The organism is Syntrophomonas erecta subsp. sporosyntropha, from assembly GCF_055395365.1.
The window spans coordinates 491191-509718 of sequence record NZ_AP042459.1; the positions used below are offsets into that span (position 1 = coordinate 491191).

Here is an 18528-nt window from a genome sequence, read left to right on the forward strand (position 1 = left end):
TGGCACATTTTCATTTCCATAAGCTATTATCGCCGGACAGTGACAATATTTGCCCATAAAAAAATAGGTAAACTACAGTTACATAGCTTACCCATTATAGGCTACTATTATTTTACCAGGGTATCTGGCTTATCTAAACTATAAGAACAATTTAATGGCTACCTGAACCAGGTTAGATAAAGGGGCCGGGTAAACACCGAATAGAACTGTTCCCGCCAGACAAACCCATAGAGCTACCTGTGCAGGTGCCCCTACCTTAATTGGAGACAGGTCTTCATTTTCACCAATATACATGGCTTTGGCTACTGATAAATAGTAGTATACCGATACCATACTCATAATCAGTCCGACAAATGCCAGCCATAGATAACCTGCCTGGATTGCACCAGAGAAAAGGTAGAACTTACCAACAAATCCAGCTAGGGGTGGAATACCAGCCAGAGATAGCAGGCATACTGACATAATCCCTGCCATCATAGGGGATCTCCGACCTAACCCGTTGAAAGCCGTAATTCGGGTACTACCAGTCTCTACTTCAACAGTTGTAGCAACTGCAAAGGCACCCACGTTGGAAAATACATATAACATAGCATAGAATAGAACACCTTTTAGCCCATAAGCATTAGCAGCTACTAATCCCACCAGAATATAACCTGCCTGAGCAATACTTGAATATGCTAACAGGCGTTTGATATCCTTCTGGGGTAATGCTACCAGATTACCAACTATAATCGTCAGAGCTGCCAGCAGGGCAATAAGCAGGTTCCAGTCAAACTCCGGTATGGGAAAGGCTACCATGAAAACCCTGACAAAAGCAGCAAATGCGGCAGCCTTAGAACCTACAGCCAGAAAGGCAGTGACTGGGATGGGTGCTCCCTGATAAATATCCGGGGCCCACATATGAAAAGGAACCAGGGAAATTTTGAAAGCAAATCCCGCTATCATCAGTACAACTCCAGCCATCAGGCCCGGCTGGAAGTCTAAGCCGGCTGCAATTTCTGTAATAACGGTAGAACCAGTCATGGCAAACACCAGACTGATACCAAACAACAGAATCGCTGAAGATGCCGCGCCCAGAATTAGATATTTCAGGCCTGCCTCTAACGATAGCTTATTCTTAAGCAAATAAGCTGTCATAACATAAAAACTAATGGTCATCAGTTCTAAACCGATATAGAGGGTAATCAGCTCTCCCGCTGAGGCCATGACCATCATACCCAGAACCGCAAAGGTCATAAAACCATAAAATTCATTACAGCGTTTACCAAAACGGTCAATATACCGGGCTGAACTGAGTATAACCAGCAAACCAGCCACCAGGAAAAGCAGCTTAAAGAAGCTACCAAAAGTATCGACGGAGTAAATACCACCGAACATAATCCCTTCACGGGTAAAAGTGGTCGCAACTACAATCAGGATTATCACAAAACCTAGTACTGCAAAAGTACTCATTAGGTTTTTCCCTTTTTCGGGGAGCAGCAGTCCTAATATCAGCAAAATCAGTCCGACGGCTGCGACACATATTTCAGGTGCTAATAAACCCAGCTGCATTAGAACATCCCCCCAATCTGTACGAGTCCTATCTGAGCTACCAGATCACCAAATCCATTAGTAATCAGATCCATCAGCGTAAAGGGGAAGATACCGCAAATAAGGATTGCCGCACCCAGAACCAGCAAAGGTACCATTTCCGGACCCTTTAAGTCCTGTAAATGATCCCATTCCTCTTTTCTGGGTCCATAAAGAACATTACCCAGGGTGCGTAAAATATAAAGAGCAGTAAAAATGATTCCGGTAACCGCTAAAATAGTTAGCACTTTATAGGTACTAAAAGCACCCACAAAAATGGTAAATTCGCCAATGAAGTTTACCATTCCAGGCAGTCCCAGTGATGCTAATCCAGCAATCATAAAACCGGTAGCCAGACGCGGCATCTGATGGGCCAGTCCGCCAAAATCGTCCACATTGCGGGTATGACTCTTTTCATAGAGGTTACCAATCATAGCAAAGAACAAGGCGGCCATAACCCCGTGGGCAAACATCATGATAACTGCCCCGTTAAGGCTTACCAGGTTCAGGGCTGCGATTCCAATTAAGACGTAACCCATATGGCTAACACTAGAATACCCCACAATATACTTAAGATCCTTTTGACTTAAGCAGATAAAGGCCGCATAAATGACATTACCTAGGGCCAATACCGCAATAATGGGGGCAATCACTTGAGCACCTGCCGGCAGAACCATAATACCAATACGAATTAAGCCGTAGCCTCCTATTTTCTTAAGCACACCAGCATGAATCATACTGACTGCCGTCGGTGCTCCCGCATATCCGTCTGGTGACCAGGCATGGAACGGGAACATAGAAAGCAAGGTGCCAAAGCCGAATGCCATCAGTGCAAATACAAATATCTGGAACCCCACCGGGAACTGAGTAGCAGCCAGGACTGCTAAGTCCATACAGGGTGCCCCATTTATACTCTTTGACATAACAAATAAGGAAATCAATCCTACCAGCAAAAAGGCACTACCTATTAACAGGTAAATGGTCAACTTCATACCGGCATATTCCTTAGTTACCCGTTTACTGCTACCCCACATAATTACCATCAGGTAAATGGGGATAACCACCACTTCGTAAAATAGGAAGAATATAAACAGGTCAGTAGTTAAAAAGGTACCCATAACCCCGGTAGTGAGAATCAACAACAGGCAAAAGAATTCCTTAACCCGATCATTAATATTCCAGGAAGCAAATACCGCACTAAAACCTATCAGGTTGGTAAGCAACATAAGCGGAATACTAATCCCGTCAACTCCCAGGGCATAGCTAACTCCCAAGTCAGCCGTCCAGGGAATGCTCTCTATAAATTGCATCCCACCAGCGACTTTATTATAGGAAAAGGTTATTACCAATGATAAAAGGAGGCTAACCAGGGTAACAGCAGCAGCCACATACTTTATCGCCTTTTCCTGATCGCGGGGGAGAATCATTATAAAGATAGCCCCGATAAGTGGCATAAATAATGTTAAAGATAAAATTGGCCAGTTAGTCATCCCATTCACCCCCTTATACCACTAACGCTACACCGGCCACTAAGATCAGACCGATGATCGTAATTACACCAGCAAACATAAAAAATGCGTAAACCTGAACCTGGCCGTTTTCAATCAGGCGCAGGGCTTTACCGGAAGTACCAGTAAAGTAAGCAATTCCATTGACCAGAGCATTAACAACATGAATATCAAACCAGAACAACAGCCGGGCAGTACCATCTACCAGATGAGCAATCAGCCACTGGTAAATTTCATCAATATAATACTTGTTGTAAAGCAGGTTATACAGACCCTGATATTTAGCCTTAACTGCATCCACATCCACGGCCTTCTTCTGGTAAATCACCCAGGCCAGCAATATACCAGCCACTGCCACCAAAGCTGAAATCAGCATCACAGTAGTACTAGGACTGTGATGAGCTGCACCCGGATATTTAACAAATTCGGCAAACATATTGTTCATCAATGGTGAACCTATAAAACCAGCGATAACTGCCATGACGGCCAAAATAATCAATGGTACCGTCATTACCGCCGGAGATTCGTGAGCCCGCTCTCCATCATGATTAGAGCCGAAAAAGGCTACGAATATTAAGCGGAACATATAAAAAGCCGTTAAGAACGCTACGATAGTACCCAGAATATATAGTCCAGTATGTCCACTGGCATAAGCACCGAGAAGTATTTCATCCTTACTCCAGAAGCCGGAAAGGGGTGGAATACCGCTCAACGCCAGGGCACCGATAATAAAGGTCCAGGTAGTAATCGGCATGGTTTTCGACAAATTCCCCATCTTCCATATATTCTGTTCCTCATGCATGGCCACAATGACACTGCCTGCTCCCAGGAAAAGAAGACTCTTGAAGAAAGCATGGGTCATTAAGTGGAACATACCAGCCGTCATAGCCCCTATACCCATAGCCATCACCATGTAACCCAACTGACTTAAAGTTGAATAAGCCAGGATACGTTTAATATCGTTTTGCACAATAGCAATGGTAGCGGCAAACAAAGCTGTAAAACCACCTATGACTGCTATAGTCGTCATCGCTGCAGGTGTTGTGCTGAATATAAAATAAGCACGGGCAATCAGATATACACCAGCAGCAACCATGGTCGCAGCGTGAATCAGTGCACTAACCGGTGTAGGGCCTTCCATTGCATCGGGCAACCATACATGCAAGGGAAACTGCGCCGATTTACCGATCGGTCCGGCCAGCAGCAGTATGGAAACCGTAATGAGAACAGCTGTATTCGTGTATCCGGCTATCTCACCAGCCAATCCCTGGAAATTAAGGGTTCCGAATATAATTTGTAGGAATAAGATGCCTAATAAAAACCCAAAATCCCCGACCCGGTTGGTGATAAAGGCTTTTTTAGCTGCCTCTTTAGCCGAATTACGTCCAAACCAAAATCCGATCAACAAGTAGGAAGCTAAACCTACTAGTTCCCAGAATACAAATATCTGTCCGAAGTTATTAGCCAAAACTAGTCCCAGCATAGAACCAGCAAATACTGATTGATATGCATAATAACTAGCTATACCAGGATCACCGCGCATATATCCCAGAGAGTAAATCTGAACCAATAAGGCCACTGACGTGACTACAATCAGCATCACTGCAGTCAGCCCATCGATCAAGATCCCCATATCTACTGTCAATCCCGGCATTCTCAACCATTTTACCGCCATCTCATAGCTAAAATCCCCTCCCGCCCAGAGGACCCCTTTGGCTACTAAAACCGATGTAATAAATGATACGGCAATCGCTATTATTGATAATGCTGCCGATAGTTTAGGCCACCGGTGTAAAAATAAGCCAATCAGCCCAAAGGCAAGAAAAGGAAGTAAAGCTATGATCCAGGCATGCTGTATTGCCGACTGTAACATTTATACAAGCACCACCTTACCACTTCAGCAGATTGAAATCGTTTAAATTTACCGATTTCCTCTGCCGGTATATTGCGAGAATTAGCGCCAGCCCCACCGCTACCTCAGCGGCAGCTACAACAATGACTAATAGAGCACAAACCTGCCCCACCGCCTGGCTGACTACAATGAACCTGTTAATGGCGATAAAGTTAATGTTTACCGCGTTGAGCATCAATTCTATGGCCATAAGTACTGCCACAGCATTACGTTTAGCCAATAACCCGTAAATTCCAATTCCGAATAAAACAGTGCTCAACAACAGGTAGTGGGTTACGGTTATCATTGATCGTCGGCTCCTTTCGCTAGAATAATAGCACCGACTACCGCCACTAATAACAGGACGGCAGCCAATTCAAAGGCAATCACATAGTCGCCCATCAAGAGCCCGGCGATCTGACCCATCATATCGTCAGGCAAAACCTGGCTGCTAATCTGAAACTGGCTGGTTATTATCGTATAACCCAGGGTCGCAATAACCGCCAGAGCAGTAAGTCCCGCCACAAATCTGCCCCATGGATAGGCACGGTTAGTTTCGCTCGGATCTTTATCCATAACTAGCATGATGGCAAATATAACCAGAACCGAAATAGCTCCTGCATAAACCATGATCTGTACTAATCCTAAAAATCCGGCCTGCAATTGAAAATATATAGCGGCCACTCCGAGGAAGGTAAGGATTAGAGATAGGGCGCTGTGAACAATATTGTTAAATGTAACCACTCCCGTTGCCGCTCCTATGGTAAACAGGGCAGTAACGATAAAGACAACATCTGATAGAGTTAGGCTCATTTCCCTTCGCCCCCTTCGGTATTAGCCTGGCGCTGTTTAAGCTCCTTTTTGACGAAAGCCATTGCTACTTTTTTAGCCTTCTCCCGATCCTCGACCATCAGCTCTACTAGCTTGTTCGCTTTAGAGCCATCTGTTTGTAAGATTTCTGCCAAAATCGCAGCTTGCTCCTCATCATCAACATATTTGCTTAATAGTTTTACTGGATTTTTCCCCAGTGCAGTTAACATAGCATTAATCTGCTTCTGTTTCTTTTCTGCTTCCGCCGCACCGTTTTCACTAGCGGATGCTCCGCTGCCGCCCTCGGTAACCCCGGCATCCATTTCCGGTGGCCGGGTATATACGATCTTAATGTCCTCCCGACGGTATTTAGACAGCTCAAAATCGTGGTCGAAATGTAAACATTTCTGGGGACATGCTTCGACACACAAATTACAAAACATACAGTATTGCAGATCAATGGTGTACTTCATCAGTTTCTTTTTCTTGGCATTTGGGTCCCGGGCATCTTCCAGGCTCAAAACCCCATTAGGGCAGGTTCTGGTGCACATTCCACAGGCTATACACTTTTCAAATTCAAGGTATAGGTGCCCGCGAAAGCGGTCATAAAGATGGGGCATCTCCTCTGGATACTGCACGGTCATCTTCTTACCAAAATGGTGTTTGAGCGTGATTCCCAGGCCTTTTATCAATCCTTTGCCGTACATTTTTTCACCACCCCATCTACTTGAATAAGTGCAGGCCTACACCAGTAACTAGTATATTAGCCAAGCTGACCGGAATCAAAACTTTCCAGCTAAAGGACATCAGATGGTCCATGCGTATACGCGGGAAAGTCCATTTCATCCACATGAAAATAAACATCATGACATAAGTCTTAATAATTATCCATAACCAGGAAGGGAGTATCGGACCCTGCCACCCGCCAAAAAACATGGTGGAGGCCATGGCAGATACTGCTACCAGGTTCGTATACTCTGCTAAAAAGAATAAAGCCCAACGCATACCGGTATATTCCGTGTAGGCTCCCGCAGTTAATTCCTGCTCGGCCTCAGGCATGTCAAAAGGCCCCCGGTTTAACTCGGCAGTAGCAGCAATAAAATAGGTGATAAAAGCTACCGGCTGCAAAAGTACAAACCAGACATTATTCTGTGCAGCTACTATATCAGATAATCGCAGGGAACCGGCAATCATAACGATGCCCATAAGTGAAAAGGCTAGCGGTATTTCATAGCTTATCATCTGGGCTACTGAACGCATGGCCCCCAGTAAGGACCACTTGTTATTAGACCCCCACCCGGCCATAAGCAGGGCAATAGTCCCTAGTGAGCCCACTGAGATAAAGTAAAAAACACCGATATTAAGGTCGACAATCTGCATTCCTTCCCCCATAGGAATAACCAGATAAAGCATAATAGAAATGGTAATAAAAAGTATGGGGGCGGTACGGAATATTAGTTTATCCGTCCGACTGGGAATAATGTCTTCTTTAGTTAATAGCTTAATGGCATCAGCTATAGTCTGAAAACATCCCCAGGGACCTAAACGGTTAGGCCCATAACGGAGTTGAATAAATCCGGATACTTTTCTTTCCATCCAAATGAGTATTATAACATTTAAGGTGACAATGGTCACAATGCAAACAAACTGGACAATCAGCAGGATAAAGTCCGCCCAACCTGCCGAAAGGCCAAGGCTCTGTAGCCAGGCTACCAATGCGCTGGCTATATCGAGAAATATGGTTTCGACTTTGTCCATTGGCACTCGCTCCTATTTCGATCATTCTCCAGTACAACGCGCAACGCCGTCCAGGTTCTAGCGGTCAGACTCTCCCAAAACCGGATCCAGGGTAGCAATATTAGCAATTACATCCTGCAAAAGACCTCCCCGTGATACCAGCGGCAGAACGGCCATGTTAACAAAAGAAGGAGCCCGGACATGTAATCGGTACGGTTTTTCTCCTCCATCACTCACGATGTAATAGCCTAACTCTCCCTTAGATGATTCGATACGGTGATATATCTCAGCACCTTTTTCCGGTTTTAATATCCGGGGAACCTTGGCTTTGATTTCGCCTTCTGGAAGCCCGTCCAATGCCTGCTCAATGATTCGGGCACTTTGCACTATTTCTTCCACCCTTACCATCAAGCGGTCCCAGCAATCCCCATTTTGGGCAGTCGGTATATCAAACTCAAATCGATCATATACCCCGTAAGGTTCGACCTTGCGAATATCATACTCAACCCCGCTGGCACGCAAATTAGGTCCGGTTACACCATAAGCAATGGCATCCTCTGCCGAAAGCTTACCAATACCCTTGAGGCGAGCCTGAAGGATTTCATTTCCAAAAATAACTCCATCATATTCTGCCATTGCGGCGGGCAAATCCTTTAAAAAGCTGCGTACTGCCGGAATAAACTCCTCCGGTAGTTCCTCAGCTATGCCGCCCAAACGCATATAAGAACCAATCAGGCGCTGGCCACCAGTCATTTCGAACATATCCAGAACCCGTTCCCTTTCACGGAAACAGTAAATCATGCCCGTGGTTGCTCCCAGATCAAGTGCAGTACTACCTACAAATAATAAATGGGAAGCAATACGAGAAAGCTCGGCCATGATAACCCGAATATATTCAGCTCTCTCTGGTACCTCGATACCCGCCAACTTTTCTACGGTTTGCACATAACCTAGAACCGGCAGGTGACTGGCCAGGTAATCGAACCGGGCCGGATAAGGTACATACTGGGCATAGGTGCGCATTTCTGCAATCTTTTCCACCGCCCGGTGTACATACCCCAGGTGAACGATAGCATCCACTATCTGTTCCCCCTGCAGAACCGCTTCGACATGCAGCCCTCCATGGGTACTGGGGTGTTGAGGTCCAATATTTATTGTTATTTGTTCTATAAGCATTATCTCACCCCTTTACCATTGGAAATCTTTGCGCAGTGGGTGTCCTTCAAAATCATCGGGCAAAAGTATACGGATAAGGTTGGGATGGCCCGAAAAGCGGATACCCATCAGATCATAAACTTCCCTCTCCTGCCAATCTGCGGTTAACCAGATAGAAGCCGCTGAGGGTATCTCAGCCTTGTTCTTATCGACACTGGTCTTTACCCCGATTTTACGATTGTCGGGAATGGAATAAATATGATAAATAATTTCAAATCGGTCCGGAAAATCTACCGAAGTCAGGTTAGCCAGGTAGTTGAACCCATACTCATCCTTGAGCTTGCTAAGCAAAGCAATCAGGTTATTGGGACTAGTCCTGACCCAGGTGAAAACATTGTCTGCGCTGATTTCGATATTATCACCCATCGCCTGTTGCAGATCCTTAATAATCTCCTCAAGATTAGTTATCATAGTGTTCAACTCCTACCCTCTACCTTTTTTTTCAACTCCAGCAGACCATGGAAAAGGGCTTCCGGCCGCGGTGGACAACCGGGTACATACACATCCACATCAAACAGCGTATCACAGCCAGGGAGCACACTATATCCATCCTTAAAAGGCCCTCCACTGGTGGCACAGTTACCCATAGCAACTACCCATTTTGGCTCCGGCATCTGTGCATAAAGCCGTTCCACAATCGGTCTCATTTTTAAGGTAACTGGGCCGGCTACCAGAAGAAGATCCGCCTGACGTGGTGAAGCTCGGAAAACCTCGTAACCATAACGAGCAATATCAAATCGAGACGCTCCCGCTGCCATTAATTCAATGGGACAGCAATTGCAGCCATAGGATAACGGCCAAAAGGAGCGAGCTCTTGCCCAGTTCCAAAGCTTTTCAAGGGTGGTGGCAAAAATGTTGCCATTCTCAAGAACCTCTAAATCCTGCTCGGAAACCTCAACATTATTTTCTAATGCCATTCCAGAGCCCCCTCCTTCCATGCATACCACAGTCCAACTACCAGGATGCCAATAAAGATTACCATTTCAACAAAGGCAAACAATCCCAGGCTGTTGAACTTAACCGCCCACGGAAACAGAAAAATAGTTTCCACATCGAATGCTAAAAAGATTAGCGCGAAGAGAAAATAGTTAACTTTGAACCGTACCCAAGTACGGCCGATGGTGTCCACGCCGCATTCGTAAGGAACCAACTTTTCGTCTCCCGGCTGAGTTTTAGGTTTAGGTCGTACCAACCAAGCCAATACCAGGGCTGCTACTGGGAAAGCCACAGTAAGCATCAGGAAAATCCCGATGGTTGCGTAATCGGACAGCATCCTAACTCAGGCCTCCTTTGCTAATTATTGCTAAATCTTGTATCACAAATCAGTTATACTATATGAAACATTAGATGAAACATATAGCCTGACACTGATGCCCTATTATAATAACATCTGATAGATATTCGGGGAACCGCCAGCATTTGGTATATTGTATACTCTAAGCCAGCTATCACAAGGAGGGCCGGCAAGATAAATTACTATGTCTAACCTACTATGTTTGCTACAGCATTCACAAACTATTATAGACGTACCTGGGAACCTCAACAAGGTTAATTCGGTAAATTGAGGCAGGTTCCCCCATTCAAAGATCCTATGGAGGCATAAAAAACATTTAGGTCTACCCGCCAATCCCCCTTCGCACCGGCACCCCCGTCTATGTCAAGGTAACCTTTCCTCTTATCCCGCAGCAATACCTGTACCATCAAGTATTAATACTCTTATCCTATAAAGGTACACCCTTACTGCTGGTTCTTATACCACTAACTACCAGCCTAGCTCTAGATTACCTAGTCTTATTTAACAACTTTTCCGTTTGGCTAATTACCCAGCTTATTAGAAAACTTCTGGTTTATTTCCCTGTTAGGGTTAATTCCCCAAATTTCGATATGGAAGATACCGGAAATATAGTATATACTGAACCCGAATGATCCATATTCAGGAGGAATGTAATGAAACGTTTACTTTCAATGTTTGCTACTGGTCTAGCAACCCTTTTGCCGGTAGTCCTATCCCTATATTTTATTTGGTGGATTTTTAAATTTGTAGATGGCCTACTGGCCCCTGTTCTACAAGCACTACTGGGACAAGATATTATTGGTTTAGGATTTATTATTACCGTTATCTTGATTACTTTTATTGGTTTTATATCCCGTAACTACCTGGGCCATCGGTTATTGAAATGGTGGGAAAATATCTACGTGCGTATTCCCTTATTGGGAAAAATCTATGCCGCTACCAAACGTATTACGCGCCCGCTTTTTTCTTCGGGGCGGACTTCGTTTCGCCAGGTTGTTTTAGTAGAATTCCCCCGTCATGGCATATATGCCCTGGGGTTTATAACCAACGACGAATTTCCCTTTTTAGATGAGGAATCTTATGCTATTTTCATACCAACCACCCCTAATCCCACTTCCGGTTACCTAGTAATAATGCCCCGTAACCAGGTGAAAATTCTCGATATTACTGTGGATCAGGGATTAGAAATGATCATCTCAGCAGGAATGGTAATCCCTACGGATGAAGACATCCTGGACTAACCCAAAGCTGGCCAGGTCTTTATAATAGCTGTTAACCGACTTAGATAAATGCGATTGCCCGCTAAGTATCGCTAAACTAACCGTGTATACAACAAGCCCTTTTAAATGGTTTAACATTATTCTATGCAGAACTATTCAAGCCTAATGTGGTAACTTAGCAATATTTGCTGATTAAATGTATAGATTATACATGAAAGGAGTTTTGACCATGATTCAAGATGTTGAATATGATGAACTGGCTGGGGATTTTTTTAAACAACTTCCCCGGGGAGCTTTTCTAACTGTTAAAGATGGAGAAAAAGTTAATACTATGACTATCGGCTGGGGTTCAATAGGATACATGTGGCGCCGGCCCATAATTATGGTAGCTGTACGCTATTCACGCTATACCTACAATTTAATAGAAAACGCCGGAGAATTTTCGGTATCTATTCCCCGACATGACCAGTTTAAGAAAACACTGGCCGAAGTAGGCACCCGGTCAGGACGGGATATAGATAAATTTACCGAATTCAATCTCCCCATCAGCCCAGGCAAAAAAATAAACAGCCCCACTATTGATCAGTGCGGCCTTATATATGAATGCCGTACAGTATATCGCCAGCCCCTTAATCCCGACACCCTCTCTGCCGAGATAAAAGAAGCCTTTTACCGCGATAATGATTACCATGTGCTTTTCTTCGGAGAAATTCTAGCTTCCTATACTAATGCTTAGATAAATTTTACCAAGACTCTTTATTAACTTGTAAACCACTAATAAGATCCCAGACATTTCCGGAACATTCAGGTTAGCCTTACCCCCACGCGCAATCCCATACAGAGACTTACCCGGCAACTAAACTGAGGCTAACCTTAATGTGGAGGAAAAAAGGTAAAGGCGCATCCAAAACCGTAATTTATCCCGTTACTTAAGGCAATACCCTTAGAACAAAAACCCGTGCCGACCACTAACTAGAGTCCGGGCTTTTCCGGAACATTCAGGTTAGCCTTACCTACGCAACTCCATATAGAGACTTACCCATACAACCTTAATGGACAGTAAAAGAGATTATAATACTGCCACATAGCCAGGACAACCCAACCATTAAACTTATACGACGTTAGTTTGCATACATTAATATTCCGGCTCCACGCTCCGCCTGGGAAACACCAGCTGCTGGTCTGGCAGCTACAGGGGGACCGGGCCGATTCACATCCATGTTCAACGGCCCTCTCGCCACATCCGTGTCGCTCGCCCCCTTACGCTGCTGCGCCTGCGCAGGGTGTTTCTACCAGGCTACGCTTAACGTCGCTCTCCATATTAATGTATGCAAACAAGCTGATTTATCACTTACCCCTGCACCACCACACAACAACATTACCCAGCAACTAGGCTAAGGCTAACCTTAATGTGGAGGAAAAGAGGTAAAGGCGAATCCAAAACCGTAATTTATCCCGTTACTAAAGGCAATACCCTTAGGACAAAAACCTGGTGCCCACCACAACCTAGAGTCCGGGCTTTTCCGGAACATTCAGGTTAGCCTTACCCCTGCAACTCCAAAACCAAAATCGCCAGACAAGCTGGCGATTCAATCATTTTCTATTGAACTAAATTGGCTGACCCTTCCAGCAATCCCGCCGTAGGCTGCTCACCAGACACATCACCTGGTGAACCATCGGGGGTTGCCGGCACACCGACTCCCTGCCCACCAGGTGAATTAGACCCCGACTCGGTACCAGGCGTAGTTGTACCCTCACCAGGCAGATAACCTTCCGGCCCGGTAGGATCTGTTTCCACCCCATCCGTCCCTTCCGGGGATTGCTTTTCTGAATCAGATAAATTTTCCTCTTCGCTTTCCTCCAGTGTTTCGGGAGGCACTTCCTCTTCCAGCATTTGATTAGTTACCGGACGCGCTGGCGGTGTTACCCAATTAGGGGGATCCTGGGCCACATCATATTTTTTACCCTGGAATAAGTCATCTAAAATACCATTAGCAATCTCCCGGTCCGCTTCCCAATAACTGGCCCCTGTTTTAGGATCAGTAAATGGATATCCGGGCAAGGTCTGCGTAGCTATACTACCAGCATCGAAATTCTTAGCCAATTTAACCATATATACCATATCAGACATAGGAATATTAGTATCCACATTTTCAGCCAGCTCGGGCACCAATTGCGGAAGCTTTAAAATGGTACTAGTTTTAAACATTTCCCGGGCTAAGGCGGTAATAAACTTCTGCTGCCGTGCCGTACGACCAATATCGGCGGTTGGTCCTCCGCGAAAACGTACGTAACGCAAAGCATCAGCACCATTAAGGTGCTGCGGCCCCTTTTTCAAGTTTATGCTCAGCCGGGGATCAGGATCAGGATGATACATATTCATCTCTACATCAATATCCACGCCACCTAAAATATCCACGATTTTTTCAAAGCCGCGAAAGTTGGTAACTACATAATAATTTACTTTGGTATTTAAAAGCTTACCTACCGTTTGGCAGGCTGCCTCCGGCCCTTTAGTAAAATTTACACTATTTATTTTAGCATAGCGGCCCCGTCCTACCTCTACTCTGGTATCGCGGGGAATCCATACCATTACCACCTTTTTAGATTTTTTATCAATACTAGCCAGAATCATGGTATCACTACGGGAATTCTCGTGAGCTGAACGGGCATCAATTCCCATAAAAAGAATATTAACCGGCTTTCCCCGGCTAATCTTATCTTCCACCGATGGTTCAAAGTAATTAAGTTTTAACTGTTTACCTACTACACTGCCTAGTGCGAAGGTAACCACAAACACGGTCAGTAGTATAGTAATAACCCTGCGATTTATTTTGCGGATACGCATTTTGGAACTATGCCTCTTTTCTATTAAGCCTTATAAAAGTATTTATAAATTCCTGGAAAGATTACCATGGCTTTCAATGTAGCACAATCATATTTATGGTACACGTTTTGTCAGCAAAAAACATTATTTAAATATACGCAAAATGTCCGGTTTTAGTAACCTTTTTCCAATCCATACTTACCTAAACTCATTTTCATTTAACTTATCGCCCAGAAACTGTAGTAATTCATTAATTCCGTTACCTGTCAGGGCTGACACATAGACAGCTCCTGCACTGACCGAAACCGGAGTTGGCCCCCTGTCCACTTTGTTATACACTGTAACGATCCGGTCTGGTTCTGCACCTAAACTAGTTAAAACTTCTTCCCCTACCTGCATTTTAATCAAATAATCAGGATCAGAAATATCCACCACATGCAGTAGTAAATCAGCATCTATGGCCTCTTCTAAGGTGGATCGAAAAGCAGCCACCAGATGATGAGGTAAATCTCTGATAAAACCTACTGTATCCGAGATTAACACTACTGTATCCCGGTTAATTTGAATCCGTCTGGTAGTAGTATCCAGGGTCTGAAATAGCCGATTATTCGCTTCTACCTGATCCTGTCCGCTGTTATGTGCAATCCGACATAAGGCATTAAATAAAGAAGATTTTCCGGCATTGGTGTAACCTGCCAAAGATATAACTTTGATGCCTGTCTTATCACGCTGCTTGCGATGCAATTGGCGGGTTTTCTCCACCCTTTCCAGCTGGCGCTCTACATCCTTAATCCTCCTGCGGATATAACGCCGGTCCATTTCTAGCTGCTGTTCACCAGCGCCACGGGTACCAATACCACCGCCGGTCCGGCTCATGGTTATACCCCGTCCAGTTAGCCGCGGCAAGCGGTACTGTAGGGTAGCCAGTTCCACCTGCAGCTTACCTTCCTTGGACTGGGCACGTCGAGCAAATATATCCAGAATTAGCATAGTACGATCTATAATCCTCACCGGCAACGTATCTTCGATATTGCGTATCTGTACTGGTGACAATTCTCCATCGAATATAACCAGGTCCGGTTCCATTTCTTCGATAAGATGTTTTAATTCATCCAATTTTCCCCTGCCTATATAAGTAGAGACTTGGGGGTAGGAACGAATTTGCCCTAACTGGCCTATTACCTCTCCCCCGGCTGCCTCGGCAAGAGCCCGTAATTCAGCAATATTATCAGCAATTAAGCGGGCCTTCTTCTGTACACTTACTAGTATGATTTTCTCCTTTTGTTTCTGCTGCATAAGCCTCCTCTTTTACCTTAAAATACATAGCGGTATAACGATTCTGCAACCAATTTTTTACCCGGTTTAACACTACCACTGCCAGCCCTATTATTATCATATAATATACCGGTAACTTTCCCATGGCTATCACCATAGTTTTTTTATATACTATGGGCAATTTTGTTAGTATAGTTACAGGCTGTGTTTAAATTTATTTAGTACAACCTAATGAGTTAATCAATCTGAAATCCCCGCCAGTTTTTCCGCTAAATTGTGCCACTTCTCATAAGCATCATTTAGCTGTTCTTCAATCTGTCCATACTCATGACTAATTTCACGGGCTTGTTCTTCATCCTGATATAAATCCGGTGATGACAACATTGCCTGTAAGATCTGGAATCGCTCCTCTAAGTTCATAATAGCGGTTTCTACCTGTTCCAAATCTTTTTCCAGTCGATTGCGAATCCGCTCCTGCCTCTTTTGTTCCTCTCTAAACTGCTGAGCCTGGCTTATCCTGGGAACATCCCCAGCTAGCCCACTTTTTTCTTTTTTCTGTTCTTCTTTTCGAACGCAATAATCACTGTAATTTCCCTGGTAGCGTTGCCACCTCCCGTCTTCCATAACTAGTACCTCATTAGCAATTCGGTCAATAAAATAACGGTCATGGGATACGAAAAAAATCGTACCCGGAAAAGTATCCAGCATGTTTTCCACTGCTTGGCGGCTTTCTATATCCAGGTGATTGGTAGGCTCATCCAAAATTAGAAAATTGGCCCCGGCCAGGATAAGTTTTAACAGGGCTAAACGACCTCGCTCACCACCGCTTAAGTCCCTTACTTTTTTAAAAACCTCGTCACCGCTAAAAAGCATCCTTCCCAGCAAATTACGGGCTTGCTCCACTAAAATATCACAGTTATAAACAATTTCCTCCAGTACAGTAAGTTCAGCATCTAAATCGGCAAATTCCTGAGCAAAATAACCAGGAATAACCCGGCTCCCTATAGTTACACTTCCCTGATCTGCTTTAATTTCTCCCATAACTATCTTCAACAGGGTAGTCTTGCCACAGCCGTTTGGTCCCACCAGAGCTACCCTCTCTCCCCGACGCAGCAGCAGATCAAGGCCACTGAATAACATCACATCATCAAATGATTTAGCTAACTCCTCTATTCTAAGGACATCCTGTCCGCTCTCTACGCAGTTAAGCCTCCACGAACCTATATTCTTATCATCCATTAGCCTATCCACCCGCTGCAACCGTTCCAGTTGGGACTGCCGCCCCCGGGCCTGGCGGGCCTTAACCCCGGCTTTATACCTGCGAATAAATTCTTCAGTTTGGTTAATATAATCCTGCTGTTTCTCATAGCTTTTCTGACGAGCCGCTTGATCAGCAGCTTTCAACTCTACATAGCGGGAATAATTACCTGGGTAAGAAAAAAGGTATCCTTGCCTAACCTCTATAATGCGGTCCACCACCCGGTCTAAAAACCTGCGATCATGGGATACCACCGCCACCGTTCCCGGATAGTCCAGCAGGTAATTTTCCAACCATTCTACCGAGGGCATATCCAAATTGTTAGTCGGCTCATCTAATAGCAATATATCTGGTGAGAGAGCTAGCAACCGGGCCAGGTTAAGACGAGTTTTCTGTCCACCACTAAAGGTAGCTACCGCCTGGTCAAACTGGGATGGTTTGAAACCTAACCCATCCAAGATCCGGCGGGCCATATTCTCACAGGCATAGCCATTATCCCTCTCATATTCGGCCACAACCCGAGCATAGGTCTCCATGACTTTATCCAGATCCCCAATTCCATGAGCCATGCTATATTCCAATTCCCGCATAAGGGAACGTTTTTCTATTAAATCCGCATAACTGGCCATAACCGCTTCCCAGGCAGTAGTTTCCTGATCTACATCAGGTAACTGATCTAAATATGCCATACTACAAGAATTAGCCAGGGAAATCTGCCCGGAATCAGGCTCAATTTCTCCCGCCAGGGTTTTTAATAAGGTGCTTTTACCACACCCATTTACCCCAACCACCCCGACTCTTTCCTTTTCCTGTATAACCAGGTTGACTTCCTGCAATACCGGCTGACCACCATAGGATTTACTTGTTTTTTGGGCCTGTAAAACAATCATAATTATCACCACTTCCGGCGCTTTACAGATCGCTTATAAATAACAATACTCGTTACTAAGTCCCTGCATCATTATAGTAAAGGAAACTCACCCCGTAAATGGTTACAAGCGATTCCCTCCTCTGAAACCTGCTTTAACGACTATGAGTGCCATCTGCTCACGGATAATAGGATCATTAGGTGCAAAGACTGTTTTACTGTAACCGCTTACGATTTCATGAGCAACAGCGGTAATTATAGCCTCTTTGCCCCAGTGATCGCCAGTATCAGTGAATACTTTTCGTAAAACCCGGCGGCAATAAATATCAACAAATAACCGTTCCGGTAAACTAAATAGGGTCAAAAAAAATATCGCCCTAAAAATAGAAGGGGATGCTTATAATAACCCATGAAATTACGTAAGCAAACCCAGGTAACCATTAATGTTTTCCGTAAATACAAAAAGACCTACATTATATAATGCAGGTCTTTTAGATTTCTTATGGTGGGCGATGACAGGCTCGAACTGCCGACCCCCTGCTTGTAAGGCAGGTGCTCTCCCAACTGAGCTAATCGCCCGAATGGTGACCCCTAGGGGACTCGAACCCCTGTTACCGCCGTGAAAGGGCGGTGTCTTAACCGCTTGACCAAGGGGCCATATTAAAAGTGGAAGTTTAAATCCTACTTCTAATCTCTAACTTAACTATGGTGGGCCTACCAGGACTCGAACCTGGGACCAACCGGTTATGAGCCGGTAGCTCTACCAACTGAGCTATAGGCCCGGGTTTCTCGGGAACCCCGCAGGAGTTAGTATATAAAATTTCCTGCAAAAGGTCAAGAGCAAAAAACTCTTTTTTCCGAGGTTTCAAGTAAAAAGCGGTAACTTTGTGGGTTACCGCTATTACATTCAATGGCTCCCCGAGTAGGATTCGAACCTACAACCCTCCGGTTAACAGCCGGATGCTCTACCGTTGAGCTATCGAGGAACGTCCCAACGAATAGTATTATATATCGGGCTCTGGGGTCTTGTCAACATCCAGTTATGAAAATTCACTG

17 protein-coding genes and 4 tRNA genes are annotated in these 18528 nt (G+C 44.8%); 2 read left to right on the top strand and 19 right to left on the bottom strand.

All coding sequences use genetic code 11. The features are described from left to right. Window positions 1-138: 138 nt before the first annotated feature. From ACZ5Q0_RS02210 to ACZ5Q0_RS02260, 11 genes are read right to left on the bottom strand one after another with little or no spacing between them, the layout of a single operon-like run. Window positions 139-1551, bottom strand: a complete 1413-nt coding sequence (locus tag ACZ5Q0_RS02210; RefSeq protein WP_446819670.1) for an NADH-quinone oxidoreductase subunit N — start codon at window positions 1549-1551, stop codon at window positions 139-141. Next, window positions 1551-3059, bottom strand: a complete 1509-nt coding sequence (locus ACZ5Q0_RS02215) for a complex I subunit 4 family protein (protein WP_447182677.1) — start codon at window positions 3057-3059, stop codon at window positions 1551-1553. Before ACZ5Q0_RS02215 ends, ACZ5Q0_RS02210 begins: the two co-directional genes overlap by 1 nt. Before the next feature lie 13 nt (window positions 3060-3072). Next, window positions 3073-4950 (bottom strand): NADH-quinone oxidoreductase subunit L, encoded by a 1878-nt coding sequence (nuoL, locus tag ACZ5Q0_RS02220; protein ID WP_446819666.1) that lies wholly within the window; start codon window positions 4948-4950, stop codon window positions 3073-3075. A 16-nt stretch (window positions 4951-4966) separates the two neighbouring features. Next, on the bottom strand, window positions 4967-5275 hold the full coding sequence (nuoK, locus tag ACZ5Q0_RS02225) for an NADH-quinone oxidoreductase subunit NuoK (protein ID WP_446819665.1): 309 nt from the start codon (window positions 5273-5275) through the stop codon (window positions 4967-4969). Then, complete coding sequence (locus ACZ5Q0_RS02230) at window positions 5272-5781, bottom strand: NADH-quinone oxidoreductase subunit J family protein (RefSeq protein WP_446819663.1); 510 nt, start codon at window positions 5779-5781, stop codon at window positions 5272-5274. Before ACZ5Q0_RS02230 ends, nuoK begins: the two co-directional genes overlap by 4 nt. Next, window positions 5778-6485, bottom strand: coding sequence for a 4Fe-4S binding protein (locus tag ACZ5Q0_RS02235; protein ID WP_446819662.1), 708 nt, complete (start codon window positions 6483-6485; stop codon window positions 5778-5780). The genes ACZ5Q0_RS02230 and ACZ5Q0_RS02235 overlap by 4 nt, the downstream gene beginning before the upstream one ends. A 16-nt stretch (window positions 6486-6501) precedes the next feature. Continuing rightward, window positions 6502-7536, bottom strand: a complete 1035-nt coding sequence (gene nuoH, locus ACZ5Q0_RS02240) for an NADH-quinone oxidoreductase subunit NuoH (RefSeq protein ID WP_446819660.1) — start codon at window positions 7534-7536, stop codon at window positions 6502-6504. Window positions 7537-7593: 57 nt separating this feature from the next. Further along, window positions 7594-8691, bottom strand: coding sequence for an NADH-quinone oxidoreductase subunit D (locus tag ACZ5Q0_RS02245; protein ID WP_446819658.1), 1098 nt, complete (start codon window positions 8689-8691; stop codon window positions 7594-7596). A 12-nt stretch (window positions 8692-8703) separates the two neighbouring features. Beyond that, entirely contained in the window at window positions 8704-9141 is a 438-nt protein-coding gene (locus tag ACZ5Q0_RS02250) for an NADH-quinone oxidoreductase subunit C (RefSeq protein WP_446819657.1), read from the bottom strand. 5 nt (window positions 9142-9146) lie between these two features. Next, window positions 9147-9647 carry an NADH-quinone oxidoreductase subunit B gene (locus ACZ5Q0_RS02255; RefSeq protein ID WP_446819656.1) on the bottom strand — a complete coding sequence of 167 codons (501 nt, stop codon included), beginning with the start codon at window positions 9645-9647 and terminating at the stop codon, window positions 9147-9149. After that, complete coding sequence (locus ACZ5Q0_RS02260; protein ID WP_446819654.1) at window positions 9638-10003, bottom strand: NADH-quinone oxidoreductase subunit A; 366 nt, start codon at window positions 10001-10003, stop codon at window positions 9638-9640. The genes ACZ5Q0_RS02255 and ACZ5Q0_RS02260 overlap by 10 nt, the downstream gene beginning before the upstream one ends. A 674-nt stretch (window positions 10004-10677) precedes the next feature. Between ACZ5Q0_RS02260 and ACZ5Q0_RS02265 the strand changes: the two genes are divergently transcribed. Next, window positions 10678-11265, top strand: coding sequence for a DUF502 domain-containing protein (locus ACZ5Q0_RS02265; RefSeq protein WP_446819653.1), 588 nt, complete (start codon window positions 10678-10680; stop codon window positions 11263-11265). A gap of 208 nt (window positions 11266-11473) precedes the next feature. Beyond that, a complete protein-coding gene (locus ACZ5Q0_RS02270) occupies window positions 11474-11980 on the top strand; it encodes a flavin reductase family protein (protein ID WP_446819651.1) in 507 nt (168 codons plus the stop codon). An 864-nt stretch (window positions 11981-12844) separates the two neighbouring features. Here the strand turns inward: ACZ5Q0_RS02270 and ACZ5Q0_RS02275 are convergent. The 8 genes from ACZ5Q0_RS02275 to ACZ5Q0_RS02310 form a co-directional block, all read right to left on the bottom strand. Next, window positions 12845-14092 carry an LCP family protein gene (locus ACZ5Q0_RS02275; RefSeq protein ID WP_446819649.1) on the bottom strand — a complete coding sequence of 416 codons (1248 nt, stop codon included), beginning with the start codon at window positions 14090-14092 and terminating at the stop codon, window positions 12845-12847. A 177-nt stretch (window positions 14093-14269) separates the two neighbouring features. Beyond that, the gene (gene hflX, locus ACZ5Q0_RS02280) at window positions 14270-15367 is read right to left on the bottom strand and encodes a GTPase HflX (protein ID WP_446819648.1); all 1098 of its coding nucleotides are present in this window, start codon (window positions 15365-15367) and stop codon (window positions 14270-14272) included. Between the two features lie 219 nt (window positions 15368-15586). Further along, entirely contained in the window at window positions 15587-17494 is a 1908-nt protein-coding gene (locus ACZ5Q0_RS02285; RefSeq protein WP_446819647.1) for an ABC transporter ATP-binding protein, read from the bottom strand. 102 nt (window positions 17495-17596) lie between these two features. Then, entirely contained in the window at window positions 17597-17836 is a 240-nt protein-coding gene (locus ACZ5Q0_RS02290) for an S-layer homology domain-containing protein (protein WP_446819646.1), read from the bottom strand. A 139-nt stretch (window positions 17837-17975) separates the two neighbouring features. Next, window positions 17976-18051: transfer RNA gene (locus ACZ5Q0_RS02295), tRNA-Val, on the bottom strand. Between the two features lie 3 nt (window positions 18052-18054). Further along, window positions 18055-18129: transfer RNA gene (locus ACZ5Q0_RS02300), tRNA-Glu, on the bottom strand. A 49-nt stretch (window positions 18130-18178) separates the two neighbouring features. After that, window positions 18179-18254 (bottom strand) — tRNA-Ile (locus ACZ5Q0_RS02305). 129 nt (window positions 18255-18383) lie between these two features. Continuing rightward, window positions 18384-18458, bottom strand: a tRNA-Asn gene (locus ACZ5Q0_RS02310). Between the last annotated feature and the right edge of the window lie 70 nt (window positions 18459-18528).